16 protein-coding genes and 1 riboswitch are annotated in these 16448 nt (G+C 60.0%); of the genes, 8 read left to right on the forward strand and 8 right to left on the reverse strand.

Going from position 1 to position 16448, the window contains the following annotated elements; genetic code table 11:
* Positions 1-45: 45 nt before the first annotated feature.
* A complete protein-coding gene (locus tag LVW35_RS26695) occupies positions 46-432 on the reverse strand; it encodes an MAPEG family protein (RefSeq protein WP_010207167.1) in 387 nt (128 codons plus the stop codon).
* A 191-nt stretch (positions 433-623) separates the two neighbouring features.
* On the opposite strand from LVW35_RS26695, the gene LVW35_RS26700 reads away from it, so the two are divergent.
* Positions 624-1883, forward strand: a complete 1260-nt coding sequence (locus LVW35_RS26700) for a cation:proton antiporter (protein ID WP_233892721.1) — start codon at positions 624-626, stop codon at positions 1881-1883.
* On the opposite strand, the gene LVW35_RS26705 is transcribed toward LVW35_RS26700, so the two are convergent.
* Together LVW35_RS26705 and LVW35_RS26710 are read right to left on the reverse strand one after the other, a co-directional pair.
* A complete protein-coding gene (locus tag LVW35_RS26705) occupies positions 1877-2764 on the reverse strand; it encodes a formate/nitrite transporter family protein (protein ID WP_233892723.1) in 888 nt (295 codons plus the stop codon). The genes LVW35_RS26700 and LVW35_RS26705 overlap by 7 nt on opposite strands.
* A gap of 74 nt (positions 2765-2838) precedes the next feature.
* Complete coding sequence (locus tag LVW35_RS26710; RefSeq protein WP_010207175.1) at positions 2839-3243, reverse strand: acyl-CoA thioesterase; 405 nt, start codon at positions 3241-3243, stop codon at positions 2839-2841.
* A gap of 224 nt (positions 3244-3467) precedes the next feature.
* Positions 3468-3574: riboswitch (S-adenosyl-L-homocysteine riboswitch) on the forward strand.
* Between the two features lie 21 nt (positions 3575-3595).
* On the opposite strand from LVW35_RS26710, the gene ahcY reads away from it, so the two are divergent.
* The 5 genes from ahcY to LVW35_RS26735 all read left to right on the forward strand — a co-directional run bounded on the left by ahcY (position 3596) and on the right by LVW35_RS26735 (position 10139).
* Positions 3596-5005 carry an adenosylhomocysteinase gene (gene ahcY, locus LVW35_RS26715; protein ID WP_233892724.1) on the forward strand — a complete coding sequence of 470 codons (1410 nt, stop codon included), beginning with the start codon at positions 3596-3598 and terminating at the stop codon, positions 5003-5005.
* Positions 5006-5173: 168 nt separating this feature from the next.
* Positions 5174-6019 carry a methylenetetrahydrofolate reductase [NAD(P)H] gene (gene metF, locus LVW35_RS26720; RefSeq protein ID WP_233892725.1) on the forward strand — a complete coding sequence of 282 codons (846 nt, stop codon included), beginning with the start codon at positions 5174-5176 and terminating at the stop codon, positions 6017-6019.
* A gap of 83 nt (positions 6020-6102) precedes the next feature.
* On the forward strand, positions 6103-7185 hold the full coding sequence (locus LVW35_RS26725) for a hypothetical protein (protein WP_233892726.1): 1083 nt from the start codon (positions 6103-6105) through the stop codon (positions 7183-7185).
* A gap of 63 nt (positions 7186-7248) precedes the next feature.
* Positions 7249-8040, forward strand: coding sequence for a substrate-binding periplasmic protein (locus tag LVW35_RS26730; protein ID WP_233892727.1), 792 nt, complete (start codon positions 7249-7251; stop codon positions 8038-8040).
* 221 nt (positions 8041-8261) lie between these two features.
* Positions 8262-10139 (forward strand): DEAD/DEAH box helicase, encoded by a 1878-nt coding sequence (locus tag LVW35_RS26735; protein WP_233892728.1) that lies wholly within the window; start codon positions 8262-8264, stop codon positions 10137-10139.
* A 184-nt stretch (positions 10140-10323) separates the two neighbouring features.
* Here the strand turns inward: LVW35_RS26735 and LVW35_RS26740 are convergent, their stop codons facing one another.
* Together LVW35_RS26740 and LVW35_RS26745 are read right to left on the reverse strand one after the other, a co-directional pair.
* Positions 10324-10902, reverse strand: a complete 579-nt coding sequence (locus LVW35_RS26740; RefSeq protein WP_046034960.1) for a YceI family protein — start codon at positions 10900-10902, stop codon at positions 10324-10326.
* Positions 10903-10934: 32 nt separating this feature from the next.
* A complete protein-coding gene (locus LVW35_RS26745; protein WP_233892729.1) occupies positions 10935-11486 on the reverse strand; it encodes a cytochrome b in 552 nt (183 codons plus the stop codon).
* A 273-nt stretch (positions 11487-11759) separates the two neighbouring features.
* Between LVW35_RS26745 and LVW35_RS26750 the strand changes: the two genes are divergently transcribed.
* Together LVW35_RS26750 and LVW35_RS26755 are read left to right on the forward strand one after the other, a co-directional pair.
* Positions 11760-13166 carry an adenosylmethionine--8-amino-7-oxononanoate transaminase gene (locus LVW35_RS26750; RefSeq protein WP_233892731.1) on the forward strand — a complete coding sequence of 469 codons (1407 nt, stop codon included), beginning with the start codon at positions 11760-11762 and terminating at the stop codon, positions 13164-13166.
* Positions 13167-13193: 27 nt separating this feature from the next.
* Entirely contained in the window at positions 13194-13913 is a 720-nt protein-coding gene (locus LVW35_RS26755; RefSeq protein WP_233892732.1) for a 16S rRNA (uracil(1498)-N(3))-methyltransferase, read from the forward strand.
* Positions 13914-13916: 3 nt separating this feature from the next.
* On the opposite strand, the gene LVW35_RS26760 is transcribed toward LVW35_RS26755, so the two are convergent.
* Genes LVW35_RS26760 through LVW35_RS26770 form a run of 3 tightly spaced genes read right to left on the reverse strand, consistent with a single transcriptional unit; the run spans position 13917 to position 16429 of the window.
* Entirely contained in the window at positions 13917-14819 is a 903-nt protein-coding gene (locus tag LVW35_RS26760) for a transporter substrate-binding domain-containing protein (protein ID WP_233892733.1), read from the reverse strand.
* Between the two features lie 25 nt (positions 14820-14844).
* A complete protein-coding gene (locus LVW35_RS26765; RefSeq protein ID WP_233892734.1) occupies positions 14845-15195 on the reverse strand; it encodes a RidA family protein in 351 nt (116 codons plus the stop codon).
* 10 nt (positions 15196-15205) lie between these two features.
* Positions 15206-16429, reverse strand: coding sequence for a D-amino acid dehydrogenase (locus LVW35_RS26770; RefSeq protein WP_233892735.1), 1224 nt, complete (start codon positions 16427-16429; stop codon positions 15206-15208).
* Positions 16430-16448: the final 19 nt, after the last annotated feature.

The raw sequence follows: 16448 nt of genomic DNA on the forward strand, positions 1-16448 counted from the left end.
CGCTCACCACAAAATCCAGTTCCCATACGGGGTTTGCATTAAACGTCAGATCGAGACGAAGAAGAAACTCGCAATCAGCGCCATCCCTACAAACCACACCAGCGAGCGCAGCATTGCCCAATCCGCCAGGTAGCAGATGATGTACAGCAGGCGGCTGGTGATAAACAGCACCGCTAGCACGTTTATGGTCACCAATTCAGCCGTACCGGCCAGGTGCGCGATGATCACTGCCGCCGCAAACGCTGGCGTGACTTCAAAGCTGTTGAGCTGGGCACTGTGGGCACGCTTGGCAAACCCTTCGAGGGTGTCCAGGAATGCGCGAGGGTCGTGGTTCTGCCGTGGCCCGAACTTGCCGCCACTGAATTTGGCCACTCCCGTGCACAGGTAAGGCAGGAAAATTGCGATCAATACACACCAGAAGGCCACCGTCATCACTGATTCCTTTTTTGTTTGAAGGCTAAAATTAGAGTTTTAGCACTAAATATTTAAAACCGCACCCACCGCTATGAGCCGCCGAGACTGGAAAGGTTCTACCGGTGTTTTTCCCCCAGACCTGCAACATCGCGCCGCGGTTGCGGTCCATCCCCCATCAATGCACTTGCACCAACTTCCAAGGACCCCGGATGCTTGAACTTGTCGCCGCCTTCATTTGCCTCACCACACTGCTAACCTATGTGAACTTCCGCTTTATCGGCCTGCCACCCACCATCGGTGTGATGGTCACGGCGCTGGTGTTTTCATTGATCCTGCAAGGCTTGAGTTTTCTTGGCTATCCAGGCCTGGAAGAACGCATCCAGCAACTGATCGGCCAGATCGACTTCGGCGACTTGCTGATGAACTGGATGCTCTCGTTCCTGCTGTTTGCCGGCGCCTTGCACGTGAATCTGAATGATCTGCGCAGCTATCGCTGGCCCATCGGCCTGCTGGCGACCTTTGGCGTGCTAATCGCCACCTTGGTGATCGGCAGCCTGGCGTACTACATCTTCGCCCTGTTTGGCTGGCACGTGAGTTTCCTCTACTGCCTGCTGTTCGGCGCGCTGATTTCCCCCACCGACCCGATTGCCGTACTGGGTGTGTTGCGTACCGCCAATGCCTCGAAACCGCTGAAAACCACCATCGTCGGCGAGTCACTGTTCAACGACGGCACGGCGGTGGTGGTTTTCACCGTATTACTGGGCATCGCACAGTTGGGCGAAACACCCACCGTAGGCGCAACGGCGATGCTGTTTGCCCACGAAGCTATTGGCGGCGTGGTGTTCGGTGGCCTGATCGGCTACCTGGTGTACCTGATGATCAAGAGCATCGAGCAGCACCAGATTGAGGTGATGCTGACCCTCGCCCTGGTGATCGGCGGCTCGGCAATGGCCACCGAGTTGCACGTCTCCGCACCGATTGCCATGGTGGTTGCGGGCCTGATCATCGGCAACCTCGGGCGCAAGCTGGCAATGAACGACATGACCCGTCGCTACCTCGACGGCTTCTGGGAGCTGCTCGATGACATGCTCAACGCGCTACTGTTCGCATTGATCGGCATGGAATTGCTGCTATTGCCATTCAACTGGCTGCATGTTTTTGCAGCCAGTTTGCTGGCAGTGGCAATCCTGCTGTCGCGCCTGCTGACAGTCGCCCCGGCCATCCTGCTGCTGCGTCGCTGGCGCACGGTGCCACGCGGCACCATTCGCATCCTGACCTGGGGAGGTTTGCGCGGTGGGGTTTCGGTGGCACTGGCATTGGCCCTGCCGCTGGGCCCGGAGCGTGACCTGCTGCTGAGCATCACCTACATCGTGGTGCTGTCGTCGATCTTGTTGCAGGGTTTGAGCATCGGCAAGCTGGTCAAGCGCGTGACTCGGGACGAACCCCAGAACGCGCCTGGCGCTCACTGATCTTTCTTGATCTGCCGCGGATGCCTCGGGTCTGCAGCCTTATTCCCAGGCAGGCTGCTTTCACTGCGAATTTGCGCGTGACTGATCAGCGCAAAGATAAAACTGCCACCGATGATATTGCCCGCCAGGGTTGGTCCAGCGAACACTAACCAGAAATCCTTCCACGGCAATTCACCGGCAAAGACCAGATAAGACACTTCCGCCGAGCCGACGACGATGTGGGTGAAGTCCCCCAGCGCCATCAAGTAGGTGATCAGGATGATGATCCACAGCTTGGCGCTTTCCATCGACGGGATCATCCACACCATGGTGGCGATCATCCAGCCGGAAACGATGCCTTTGGCGAACATCTGGCCGGGATCGTTTTCCATGACCTTGCGGCCGATCTCGAGAAAGGCCAGATCGGTTTTGGTATCAAAGATCGGCAAGTGCAGCATCACATAGGCCACCAGCAAGGTGCCGCACAGGTTACCCACCAGCACCACCGTCCACAGCCGCAGCAGGCGCCCGGCATTGGCCAGGGTCGGCTTGCTCATCACCGGCAGCACGGCGGTCAGGGTGTTCTCAGTGAACAGTTGCTGGCGCGCGAGGATCACCGCGAGGAAGCCCGCGCAATAACCGAAACTGGCAATGACCTTGAACGCCTCGCCATCCGGCAGGCGCGAGTTAAGCAACCCCATGCCCATCAGCGACAGGCCCATGGTCAGGCCTGCGGCCAGCGCCGACCACCACAATGCCGCCACATTGCGCTCCAGCTCCTGGTCGCCCTGGGTACGGATGATTTCATGCAGAACCGCCGCGCGGGGCGGCTGGTTCTTGTCGACATCCTGCTGTTCTTCCTGCGATAGGTTGGGGGTCTTGCCGTCTTCTTGCGTGGCCATGGGCGTACCTGAACAGGGTGTTGTTCAAGTACGACCTGTCGCCCATCAAGAGCGTTCACTGGCCGAGCGCAGGATTACTCGGGAAGGCTGTCATCCTTGAACTGATCCTTCACGTATCTGATCTCGGTACGGCCATGGGGAGCCGGCAAACCGTCCTCGCCCAGGTTGACGAACACCATTTTTTCCACGGTGAGGATGCTTTTGCGGGTGATTTTGTTGCGCACTTCACACGTCAGGGTAATGGAGGTGCGGCCAAACTCGGTGGCGGTGATGCCCAGTTCGATGATGTCGCCCTGGCGCGAGGCGCTGACGAAGTTGATTTCGGAAATGTACTTGGTCACTACGCGCTGGTTACCCAGTTGGACGATGGCGTAGATGGCCGCTTCTTCGTCGATCCAGCGCAGCAGGCTGCCGCCGAACAAGGTGCCGTTGGGGTTGAGGTCTTCGGGTTTTACCCATTTGCGGGTGTGGAAGTTCATGGGGGTTCCAGGTTCGAGGGGTGTGATCCATAAGGTTGCGCCCCCAGCTGTAAGTTTCAAGCTGCAAGCTGCAAGTAAAAGCCGATTCGCTGTTAACTTGCCGCTTGTAGCTTGTAGCTTGTAGCTTGCCACTTGCCACTTGCCACTTGCCACTTGCCACTTGCCAGACAAAGAAAGCTATAATCGCCGCCGATTTAGAACGGCTACTACCGTTCTCCCGCCACCTGTCCGAGGGGCGCTGCAGCAGGTTCAACCTGTCAGGCTCGGATGGGGCGTTGTCCGGCCTGGTCCATCTGGCCTGATACTAAACGCACAACGGCGCCCATTCGCACACTACGAATGGAGGCTCTTCATGAGCGCAGTAAACACGCCTGCAGATTTCAACGACTACAAAGTCGCCGACATGTCCCTCGCCGCCTGGGGCCGTCGCGAAACCTTTATCGCCGAATCCGAAATGCCTGCCCTGATGGGTCTGCGCCGCAAGTACGCCGCTGAGCAACCGCTCAAAGGCGCCAGGATCCTCGGCTGCATCCACATGACCATCCAGACCGCCGTGCTGATCGAAACCCTGGTTGCCCTGGGTGCCGAAGTACGCTGGTCGTCCTGCAACATTTTCTCGACCCAAGACCAGGCCGCTGCCGCCATCGCTGCTGCCGGTATCCCGGTATTTGCCTGGAAAGGCGAGACCGAAGAAGAGTACGAGTGGTGCCTGGAGCAAACCATCCTGAAAGATGGCAAGCCATGGGACGCCAACATGATCCTCGACGACGGCGGCGATCTGACCGAGCTGCTGCACAAGAAGTACCCGCAGATCCTCGACCGCGTCCACGGCGTGACCGAAGAAACCACCACCGGCGTACACCGCCTGCTGGACATGCTGGCCAAGGGCGAGCTGAAAATTCCGGCCATCAACGTCAACGACTCCGTGACCAAGAGCAAGAACGACAACAAGTACGGCTGCCGTCACAGCCTGAACGATGCCATCAAGCGCGGCACCGACCACCTGCTGTCGGGCAAGCAAGCCCTGGTGATCGGCTACGGTGACGTGGGTAAGGGTTCGTCCCAGTCCCTGCGCCAGGAAGGCATGATCGTCAAGGTTTCCGAAGTTGACCCGATCTGCGCCATGCAAGCCTGCATGGACGGTTTCGAAGTGGTTTCGCCGTTCATCGATGGCGTCAATGACGGCACCGAAGCAAGCATCGACAAAGCCCTGCTGGGCAAGATCGACCTGATTGTGACCACCACCGGCAACGTGAATGTCTGCGACGCGAACATGCTCAAGGCGCTGAAGAAGCGTGCCGTTGTCTGCAACATCGGTCACTTCGACAATGAAATCGACACCGCTTTCATGCGCAAAAACTGGGCATGGGAAGAAGTGAAGCCACAGGTACACAAGGTTCACCGTACCGGTGCAGGTGATTTCGATCCGCAGAACGACGATTACCTGATCCTGCTGGCTGAAGGCCGCCTGGTTAACCTGGGCAACGCCACTGGCCACCCAAGCCGCATCATGGATGGCTCGTTCGCCAACCAGGTACTGGCGCAGATCTTCCTGTTCGGCCAGAAGTACGCCGACCTGTCGCCCGCGCAGAAAGCCGAGCGTCTGACCGTGGAAGTCCTGCCGAAGAAACTCGACGAAGAAGTGGCCCTGGAAATGGTCCGCGGCTTCGGCGGCGTGGTGACTCAACTGACCAAGACCCAGGCCGACTACATCGGTGTGACCGTCGAAGGTCCGTTCAAGCCGCACGCCTATCGGTACTAAGCAGCTGCAAGCTTTTAGCTACAAGCGGCAAGAAAAAGCGTTTGCGCTGAAGGTTTGCTACTTCAATGCTCTTTAAGCAGCTATGAGTTGTGAGTTCCAAGCTATGAGACCGGGCGCACCGCCCTCTTGCAGCTTGAAGCTTGCAACTTGCAGCTGGAGATATCCTCCATGTCCCAAGACCGTCGCTACAGCTTCGAGTTCTTCCCGACCAAGACCGATGCTGGGCATGAAAAACTGATGGCGACTGCCACGCAGCTGGCCAGCTACAACCCCGACTTCTTCTCTTGCACTTACGGTGCCGGTGGCTCGACCCGTGATCGTACGATCAACACCGTGCTGCAGCTGGAAAGCCAAGTCAAAGTTCCCGCCGCTCCGCACTTGTCGTGCGTGGGCGACAGCAAGGACGACCTACGCGGCCTGCTGACCCAGTACAAGCAAGCCGGTATCAAGCGCATCGTTGCCCTGCGCGGTGACCTGCCGTCCGGCATGGGCATGGCAAGCGGAGAGCTGCGCTACGCAAACGACCTGGTGAGCTTCATCCGTGAAGAAACCGGCGACCATTTCCATATCGAAGTAGCGGCTTACCCGGAGATGCATCCTCAAGCCCGCAATTTCGAAGACGATCTGCAAAATTTCGTGCGCAAGGCCAACGCCGGCGCCGACAGCGCGATCACCCAGTACTTCTTCAACGCCGACAGCTACTTCTACTTCGTCGAGCGCATACAGGCGATGGGCGTGAACATCCCGATCGTGCCAGGCATCATGCCGATCACCAATTACAGCAAGCTGGCGCGTTTCTCCGACGCCTGCGGTGCCGAGATCCCACGTTGGGTGCGCAAACAACTGGAAGCCTATGGCGACGACGTCCTGAGCATCCAGGCATTCGGCGAACAGGTCATCAGCACAATGTGTGAAGAATTGTTACAAGGTGGTGCGCCAGGCCTGCATTTCTATACCCTGAATCAGGCTGAACCGAGCCTTGCCATCTGGAACAACCTCAAGCTGCCACGCTGAGGTCTGTTCAAGACGCATCCGGGCCCTCGTTCTTACGGGGGCTTTTTTTATTCGAATATCCCCGGAATGGAAGCCAGCAGTAAATGAATACAGCGTCCCCGACTCTCCGCCCACAGCTGGTTTACCTGGTATTCGGCGCCGAGACCTATCATCAGGAAGCGATATTCAGCATCGCCAGCGCCTTGGCGCATCTGGGCGACACTCAGGACATGCCTCTGGACATTCAGGTGTTCAGCGACAATCCAGCGCCCTACCTTGGCTTGCCGGTACAGGTCTACACGCTGGACGAAGCCACGCGCAAACGCTGGAGCGAGCCCCACGGCTACCATTTCCGCACCAAACATGTGCTGTTGCGCCAGGTCCTCGAAACCGCGGAACGCGCACTGCTGATCGACACCGATACGTTCTTCCACGATTCGCCCATGGCACTGTTCGAGCGCGTCGCCCCCGGCACCTTGCTGTGCAACGCCTTCCACGCCAAATACGGCGATAACCGAGAAAGCGTGCTGTATGAGGCACTGGCCAAGTACCTGGCCGATAAAGGTCTCGCCGACGACACTATGTGCCTGCTCAACTCCGGCGTCATGGGCCTGGCCCGGCAAGACGCGCACCTGCTGGATCACTCGATCGAGCTGATGGACGAACTGTTTCCGATGGCCCACGGCGCCTATACCCTTGAAGAGTTCTGCTTGTCGGTTGCCGCGTACCGCAAGGCCAACGTACGCCAGTGCCCGGACCTGATCCACCACTACTGGAGCCGCAAACAGCTGTTCCGCGCCAAGGTCAAGGCATGGATCATCAAGCACGCCGCCGCCCCCATCAGCGCCGAGGCACTGGCCGACACACGCAAGGTATCCGCCCACCTGCCGCGTCCACCGCGCCTGCAACGCCTGATGTACAAGCTGATCACGCTGGCCTTGCCCAAGCGCAAGCAACAATTCATCCGCGAGATTCTGTACGGCTGCTACGAGCACGAAAACGAATTCGATCAGGCATGTGGCCCGGTTTGGTGGGAAAAGGCGCGACAGAATCAGGAAGAGCGCCAGAAATGCCCGGTCGACGCGCACCAATTGGAGAACTGGTTCGCCAACCCCCTCGTGCGCGTGATTCTCGGCGAACGGCGTGCAGCCATCTACGAACACTTGATGACTTCAGACACAAAATAGCGCCGCCCGCAGATGCGTGTGCCAGAGCTTCTCTTTAGCGCTGGAGCGTCGTAATCTCAGGCCATGCCCGTCATTCTTAAGCTTGCGACCGCTGCCCTTTTTACTTGCCTGAGCCTGGCTGCTTATGGCGAGAAACTGCGCATTGTGACCGAGCCTTGGGCGCCCTATGTGTATGAGCAACAGGGCAGCATGCAGGGACTGGACTACGAAACCACAATGATCGTATTCCAGCGCCTGGGGGTGGAGGTGCAATGGCAGTTCCTGCCGTGGAAGCGCTGCCTGGCCATGCTCGATCAGGCTCATGCCGACGGGGCCCTGGATATTTTCCACAGCCATGAACGCGACGCGTTGTTGCTCTACCCCAGCGAACCGCTGTCGGAAGTGGAGTTCGTACTCTTCTATGCCAATGAACATCCACACCCCGTCCAGGGCCTCGAAGATTTGCGCGGCCTTACCGTTGGGACGTCGCCGGGTTATCTGTACGGTGCCGAATTCTCTGACTCCTCCCAGTTCAACCGCGAGCCCGCTCCCAGCCATGAGGCCAACTTCGGCAAGCTGATGCTGGGGCGCATCGACCTGGTGATCACTGACCGCCGAGTGGGCCAGCATGTGATCAAGGCGCTGGGCCTGGAAGGCAAGGTCAGCCAGGCACCCGTCGTGGTCAGCCGTCAGCAACAGTTCCTCGCAGTGCGTCGTGGCGCGGGCATGGACCTGCTGGTACAACGCTTTGCCGCCGAGCTCAAACGCTTCAAACAAGAACCGGCCTATAGCACCTTGAGCGCCAGATATGGCGGAATCCAAGCGATTACGGGCTCGGGACGCACCGTTGAGCAGCAGGAAAGCAGCGCGCCGTGATTGCTCTGTTATACTCCGGCCTTTCCGCCAGGCTCACGCCCGGCCGCTGAGGTCTTGAAAAAGGCACCCAACCCCGCTACAGCGCAGCTTTCAGCCCGCGCGAGCCGGTGGAGTGCCCGCCAGACGCAGCTGGACCGGACGGGATTTCGCTCCCCTAAGCGTCATTCACGCCCGGCAAGATTATCCCTTTGGGCCAAGCCCTAACTAAAACAGGATTACTCATGTCCTTTGCTTCCCTCGGTCTCTCCGAGGCTTTAGTCCGCGCCATCGAGGCAGCGGGCTATACCGAGCCTACTCCGGTGCAACAGCGGGCCATTCCCGCCGTGTTGCAAGGTCGCGACCTAATGGTTGCGGCTCAGACAGGTACTGGTAAAACCGGCGGCTTCGCCCTCCCGATTCTGGAGCGGTTGTTTCCCAATGGTCACCCGGACAAATCCCAGCGTCACGGCCCGCGCCAACCCCGCGTACTGGTCCTGACCCCCACCCGCGAACTCGCCGCCCAGGTGCATGACAGCTTCAAGCTGTATGCCCGCGACTTGAAGTTCGTCAGTGCCTGCATCTTCGGCGGCGTCGGCATGAACCCACAGGTTCAGGCCATGTCCCGTGGTGTAGACGTGCTGGTGGCCTGCCCAGGTCGTTTGCTCGACCTGTGCGGCCAAGGCAGCGTCGATTTGTCCCACGTAGAGATCCTCGTGCTGGACGAAGCCGACCGCATGCTCGACATGGGCTTTGTCCATGACGTGAAAAAGGTCCTTGCCCGCCTGCCGGCCAAACGTCAGAACCTGCTGTTCTCGGCCACGTTCTCCCAGGACATCACCGCCCTGGCCGGCAAGCTGCTGCACAACCCGGAACGCATCGAAGTCACGCCGCCGAACACCACGGTCGAGCGCATCGAGCAACGCGTCTTCCGCCTGCCAGCCAGCCACAAGCGTGCGCTGCTGGCCCACCTGATAACCGCCGGTGCGTGGGAACAGGTGTTGGTCTTCACCCGTACCAAGCACGGCGCCAACCGCCTGGCCGAGTACCTGGACAAGCACGGCTTGACCGCCGTCGCCATCCACGGCAACAAGAGCCAGAACGCGCGCACCAAGGCTCTGGCCGATTTCAAGGCCGGCACCGTACGCATCCTGGTCGCCACCGATATCGCCGCCCGTGGCCTGGATATCGATCAACTGCCACACGTGGTCAACTTCGAGCTGCCAAACGTCGATGAAGACTATGTGCACCGTATCGGCCGTACCGGCCGTGCCGGTCGTTCGGGTGAGGCCATCTCCCTGGTTGCTCCCGACGAAGAAAAACTGCTGAAAAGCATCGAGCGCATGACCAAGCAGAAAATCGCCGACGGCGACCTGATGGGCTTCGATGCCAGCGCCGTGGAGGCCGAGAAGCCTGAAGCCCGTGAGCGGCCGGACGTGCGCAACCCACGCAACCCACGCGGCCCGAAGGGCGATGGCCCGAACGGCGGCGGTGGTGGCGGTGGTCGTCGCGACAAGGGCAAAGACAAAGGCAAGGAAAAATCTGCCTCCAGCGGCCGTGGCGAACGCCCAGCCCGCGAGCAGAAGCCCCGTGAAGGCACCCCGGCCCGCGAACAGCGCCAGCCGAGCCAGCCACCACGCGCCGCTGCTGACCGTGCGCCGGACGAGTTCCTTGACGACGATGTGGATAACTTCGGTAACCGCGTCGACTACGTGCCACAGGCCAAACCGGCCCAAGGCCGTGGCCGTCGCCCAGGCGCCCCCGCACAGGGCGCAGGCGCTCCCCGTGGCGGTCAGCCACAGGGCGGTCGCCAGAACGGTCCACGCAACAGCAACGGCGGTACCACCGGTACGCCGCCTGCCAAGCGCAACGGCCCGCGCAATGGCGCACCTCGTGACGGCCAGGCCCGTCGCGACGATTCGCGCAGCAACAACCGTCGCCCGGCCCGTGATGACCAGCCTCGCTTGTCCGAACCGGCTGTGCAGAACCCACGCGGTGGCCCGGCGCCGAAGATCATCCACAAGGAGTCGAAGGCAGATCGTTTCCCGACACCGGAGCAACTGGATCAGTTGCCAGGCCGTCCTCGTGGTGAAAAACCAGCGTTGCTGACACGTAACCGCTGAGTCTAAAGCCCCATAAAAAATGCCCCGTCTCTTTCGAGACGGGGCATTTTTTTTGACCCGGTACAATCAAATGTGGGAGCGGGCTTGCTCGCAAATGCGGTGATCAGTCAATACATGTGTCAACTGACACTCCGCCTTTGCGAGCAAGCCCGCTCCCACAAGGGTCCGCATTGTCAGGCAGAAATTACTTCTGCTTGACGCCTTCCAGCGAGATGTCCAGGTCCACAGTCTGCGAGGACGGACCTGGGCCCTTGATGCCGAAGTCGTTCAGGTTGACGGTGGTCTTGGCGTTGAAGCCAGCACGTTCGCCGCCCCACGGGTCTTTGCCTTCACCATTGAAAGTGGCCTTGAAGGTCACAGGCTTGGTCACGCCGTGGAAAGTCAGGTCACCGGTCACGTCAGCGGTTTTTTCGCCGGTCGATTTAACGGCGGTGGAGACGAACTTGGCGTCAGCAAACTTGGCAACGTCCAGGAAGTCTTTGCTGGCGATGTGCTTGTCACGTTCTGCGTGGTTGGACCACAGGCTGGCGGTTTTCACGTCGACCGCGATTTTGCTGGCTTCCGGCTTGGCGGCATCCCAGCTGAACGTGCCATCCCAATCCTTGAAGGTACCGTGAATGTAGCTGTAGCCCAGGTGGCTGATTTTCCAGTCGATGAAGGCGTGCTGGCCTTCTTTGTCGATCTTGTAGTCAGCTGCCATCACCTGACCTGCAGACAGCAGGGCAGTACCGATTGCCAGAGCGGCGAGGGTCTTTTTCAACATGCTTTCTATTCCTTGTGAGTCGAGGTTGAACATCAGGCTTTGCGCCCCAGCATACGAACCAGGGTCGCATCACGGTCAATGAAGTGGTGTTTGAACGCAGCCACGCCATGCAAGCCGGCGAAGACCACCAACACCCAGGCGAGGTACAGGTGTACCAGGCCTGCGTTATCTGCCTGGTCCGGTAGCCCGGAAACCACGGCAGGAATCTCAAACAGGCCAAACACCGGGATACCGACACCGTCTGCGGTGGAAATCAGGTAACCGGCGATCATCACGGCAAACAGCCCGAGATAAAGGAACGCGTGACCAAATGCAGCACCGATGCGGGTCATGCGGCTGTAGCTGGCCAACGGTGGTGGCGGTGGGCTTACCAGGCGCCAGACAATACGCACCAGCATGATGGCGAACAGCGTGATGCCAATGCTCTTGTGCAAGTCCGGCGCGTCTTTGCGCCAGGCGCTGTAGTAGTCGAGACCGACCATCCACAAACCCAGGGCGAACAGGCCAAACACCACCAGGGCAACGCCCCAGTGCAAAACAATACTGACCCAACCATAGCGGACCGATGAATTACGTAGCTGCATGTCCCAAATCCCGTAAGAGCTATGCCCAAGACTAGCGATTTACCTATCGAATTAAAGCGGAAAATCTTGCTTTGAAATATCGAGAAATACGATCTAGAGCGTAGGCACAATAAGTTAACGAAGGATTAAGGACTATTCCTAAGAAACGTGACAGACCGTCCTGTGTTTACCGCGAATTCACTCACAATAGGTTGTGACACGCGCCACCATTGCATAGGCTTGCGCGATTGTTTTACCTGCGCTTGCCGCAGGACCGCTTCGAGGAGAACACCGATGGGCTTGAACAACCAGTGGATGCAACGCGACCTTGCGGTGCTGTGGCATCCCTGCACCCAGATGAAAGACCACCTGCAACTGCCGCTGATCCCGATCAAGCGCGGCGAAGGCGTGTGGCTGGAAGACTTCGAAGGCAAGCGCTACCTCGATGCCGTCAGTTCCTGGTGGGTCAACGTGTTTGGGCACGCCAACCCGCGCATCAACCAGCGCATCAAAGACCAGGTCGACCAGCTGGAGCATGTGATCCTCGCCGGTTTCAGCCACCAACCAGTGATCGAGCTGTCCGAGCGCCTGGTGCGGATGACACCCGAAGGGCTGACCCGTTGCTTCTACGCCGACAATGGTTCGTCGTGCATCGAAGTCGCGCTGAAGATGAGCTTCCACTATTGGCTCAACCGTGGCCTACCGAACAAGAAGCGCTTCGTCACCCTGACCAACAGCTACCACGGCGAAACCATCGCCGCGATGTCGGTGGGCGACGTGCCGCTGTTCACCGAAACCTACAAAGCGCTGCTGCTCGACACTATCAAAGTGCCAAGCCCCGATTGCTACCTGCGCCCCGAAGGCGTGAGCTGGGAAGACCACTCGCGCACGATGGCCCAGGTGATGGAGCAGACCCTGGCCGAGCACCACGACACCGTCGCCGCGGTGATCATCGAACCGCTGATCCAGGGCGCCGGCGGCATGCGCATGTACCACCCGGTGTACCTCAAGCTGCTGCGCGAGGCCTGCGACCGCTATGGCGTACACCTGATCCACGATGAAATCGCTGTGGGCTTCGGCCGCACCGGCAGCATGTTCGCCTGTGAACAAGCCGGTATCCGCCCCGATTTCCTGTGCCTGTCCAAAGCCCTCACCGGCGGTTACCTGCCGCTGGCGGCCGTGGTCACCACTGATGACGTGTACGACGCGTTCTACGACGACTACCCGACCCTGCGCGCCTTCCTGCACTCCCACAGCTACACTGGCAACCCGCTGGCGTGCGCGGCGGCGTTGGCGACCCTGGATATTTTCGAAGAAGACAACGTCATCGAAAACAACAAAGCCCTGGCCCAGCGCATGGCTACCGCCACGGCACACTTGGGGGACCACCCTCACGTGTCGGAAGTGCGCCAGACCGGCATGGTGCTGGCCATCGAGATGGTCCAGGACAAAGCCACCAAGACCGCCTACCCCTGGCAGGAACGCCGTGGCCTGAAGGTGTTCGAGCACGCCCTGGAACGTGGTGCACTGTTGCGGCCTCTGGGCAGCGTGGTGTACTTCTTGCCGCCCTATGTGATTACGCCGGAGCAGATCGACTTCCTCGCCGAAGTGGCCAGCGAAGGCATCGATATCGCCACCAACAGCAGCGTCAGCATTGCCGTACCGAAAGATTTCCACCCAGGCTTCCGTGATCCGGGCTGATGGCCCGCCCCTTTTCAGAGAACAGAAATGAGACTGTCCCGTTTTTTCACCGACACCCCGCTGAGCATTGGCGATCACGAACTGCCCGAAGCCCAGGCGCACTACATCAGCCGTGTGCTGCGCATGGGCGAAGGCGATGCCGTGCAATTGTTCGACGGCTCGGGCCAGGAGTTCCTGGGCAGCCTGCTGGAAGTCGGTAAAAAGCGCGTGACCGTGCAACTCACCGAAAGCTTCGCAGGCCAGACCGAGTCGCCGCTGCATATCCACCTCGGCCAGGGCCTGTCCCGTGGCGAGCGCATGGATTGGGCGATTCAGAAGGCGACCGAACTGGGCGTCAACACGATCACGCCAATTTTCAGCGAGCGCTGCGAAGTGCGCCTCAAGGATGAACGCGCCGACAAACGCCTGCTGCACTGGCGCCAGGTGGCGATCAGCGCCTGCGAACAATGCGGGCGCTCCACGGTGCCGGTGATTCACCCACCGCTGCTGCTGGCGGACTGGTTGAAGCAGACCGAGGCGGATTTGAAACTGGTGCTGCATCCGGTGGCGGAGCCGATGGTCAGTCACGCCACGCCTTCCAGCCTGGCTTTTCTGATTGGTCCTGAAGGCGGGCTGACCGACAACGAAGTCGAAACCGCACAAGCCGCGGGCTACCACGCTGCGCGCCTCGGTCCGCGTGTGTTGCGTACCGAGACTGCACCGGTGGTGGCGTTGGCAGTCGCCCAACAGTTGTGGGGCGACTTCTAGGGATTACTCCACCGGGTCGCTGACCGGCTTGGCAATGATCGCCTTTAGCTCGCTGGTCATCGGGAACTCCAGGTTCAGGCCCTTGGGCGGAATCGGCTGTTCGAACCAGCGCTGGTAAATCCCATTGATCTCGCCACTGCGGTACAGGTCGCCGAGTGTTTCGTTGACCACCGCGAGAAACTGCGGGTCGTCCTTGCGCACCATGCAGCTGTAGATCTCCCGCGACTGCTCCTCGCCCACCACCACCCAGTTGTGCGGATCCTTGGCTTTGGCGCGTTCGCCGTAGAGCAACGCATCGTCCATGTAGAACGCCGCCGCACGGCCGGTCTCCAGCATCTTGAAAGCTTCGCCGTGGTCCTTGGCGCTGATCACGAACATGTTGGCCTTGTGCTCGGCGTTGTAGCTCTTGAGGAAGCGCTCGTTGGTGGTGCCGGCGGTGGTCACCACGTTCTTGCCTGCCAGGTCGGCAAAGCCTTTGATGCCGCTGTCCTTGGCCGTGAGCAATTGCCCCTTCACGTAGATAAACCCGTAGGAAAACGCTACCTGCTTCTGCCGCTCGACGGTCACGCCGGTGGAGCCGCATTCCAGGTCAACGGTGCCGTTCTGCACCAGCGGGATGCGGGTTTGCGAGGTCACCAGGTTGTATTTCACATTGAGCGTGGCCACCCCGGTTTTCTGCTGAATGCGCTCGACGATCTTGTTCGCCAGCTCCACCGAATAGCCCATGGGCTTGCCACTGTGATCCCCCACGTAGGAAAACGGCACCGATGCATCGCGATAGCCCAACGTTATTGACTTGGCGCTGGCGATCTTGGCCAGCGTGCCGTCCAGCGGCGCTTGGTTCGCATGGGCCTGCGCGCCCAGCAAAAGGCCCAGGGTGCAGCCGGTCAACAGGATTTTTTTCATTGTTATTCTCCGTTGGTCTTTGAAGTTATTTACGTACAGCGATCACACTGATTTCCACCAGCACACTCGGTCGCGCCAGTTCTGCTTGCAGGGTAGTACGCGTCGGCGCCATGCCCGGCGACAGCCAGGCCGACCACTCGAGGTTCATCGGCGCAAAACCTTCACCGATGTCTTTCAGGTAAATCGTCGCGTTGAGCAGGTGGTCCTTGTCGCTGCCTGCCTGGGCCAACAGCGCATCGATCTTGGCCAGCACTTCGCGGGTTTGCGTCGCCACATCCTGGCCACCGCCGGGCACTTGACCCGAGAGAAACACCAGGTCCTTGAAAATGGCCGCGCCACTCAGGCGTTCGTTGCTGCTGATTCGGGTGATGGTCATCGGTACATCCTCATGCAGCGCGGGGCGCAAGGCCCTGCATATCAATGGAAGGGGCACGCTGGCTGATCAGCTCGGCCAGCAGTTGGCCGCTACCGCAGGCCAGGGTAAAGCCGAGGGCTCCGTGACCAAGGTTCAGCCACAGGTTGCGGCAGTGACCGGCGCCAATCAGCGGTACGCCGGTCGGCGTCGCCGGGCGCATGCCGGCCCATTCCACCGCCTGGGCGTAGTCGCCAGCATTAGGAAATATCTCTAATGCCTGATGCTTCATCAATGCCAGGCGTTTGGGCTCCAGGCTGGCGTCGAAGCCAACGATATCCACCATGGCCGCTACCCGTAGCTGTTCACCGATGCGCGCGTAGACGATCTTACGGTCGTAGTCGGTGATGCTCACATTCGGCGCCTGATGATGCGTGCCAATTGGCACGCTGAGGCTGTAGCCCTTGAGTGGGTACAGCGGCAACGGCACACCCAATTCGGCGCTGCGATACCCGGCCGCCAGCACCAGGTGCTCGACCGGCATGACCTCATCACCCAACTCAATGGCTTGCACTGTGCCACCTGTCTGGCGAATACCGGAGACTTTTCGGCCCAGCAAAAAGCGGCAACGTCCCGACGCTTCCAGCCGCGCCGCCAACTGCTGGCAGAAGGCGTGACAATCACCGACCTCTTCATTAGGCGTGTAGATCCCGCCGACAAAATCACCGCCCGCCAGTGCGGGTTCGAGGCGTGCACAATCGGCGGCTGAGAGCACTTGTTGTTGCAGGATATCGGTGACCTTGCTGCGCGCCTGTTCAAAGGAACGGGCGCTGCGAAAGGTCACCAGCTTGCCGTTACGTCGCCAGTCAAAGCCGTCCAGGTGATCGTCATCGCGCCATTTCTGCAAGGTGTCTTGGCTTAGAGATGCCAGGCGCAGCAGGTGCCCCGCATTGCGTTTGTTTACCGAGCCACGGCAGGCGCCAAGAAACGACGCCATCCAGCGCCACTGTTGGGGATCGAGACGCGGGCGCAGCTTCAATGGCGAATCACCGCGCAACAACCAGCCGATGGCTTGCAGCGGCACGCCCGCATCGGCCAGTGGCGCCACGTAGCGATAAGACAACTGCCCGCCGTTGGCAAAGCTGGTCTCGCTGCCCAGGGTCTCGCGCGCATCGATCACCGTCACCTCATGACCTGCACGCACCAACGCATAGGCGCTGGCCAGACCAATCACTCCCCCCCCGATGATGCACACCATTTCCGTCGCCCGCCGTTGA

Origin of the sequence: Pseudomonas sp. HN11 (assembly GCF_021390155.1) — a bacterium.
In the GTDB taxonomy this organism is placed as follows: Bacteria; Pseudomonadota; Gammaproteobacteria; order Pseudomonadales; family Pseudomonadaceae; genus Aquipseudomonas.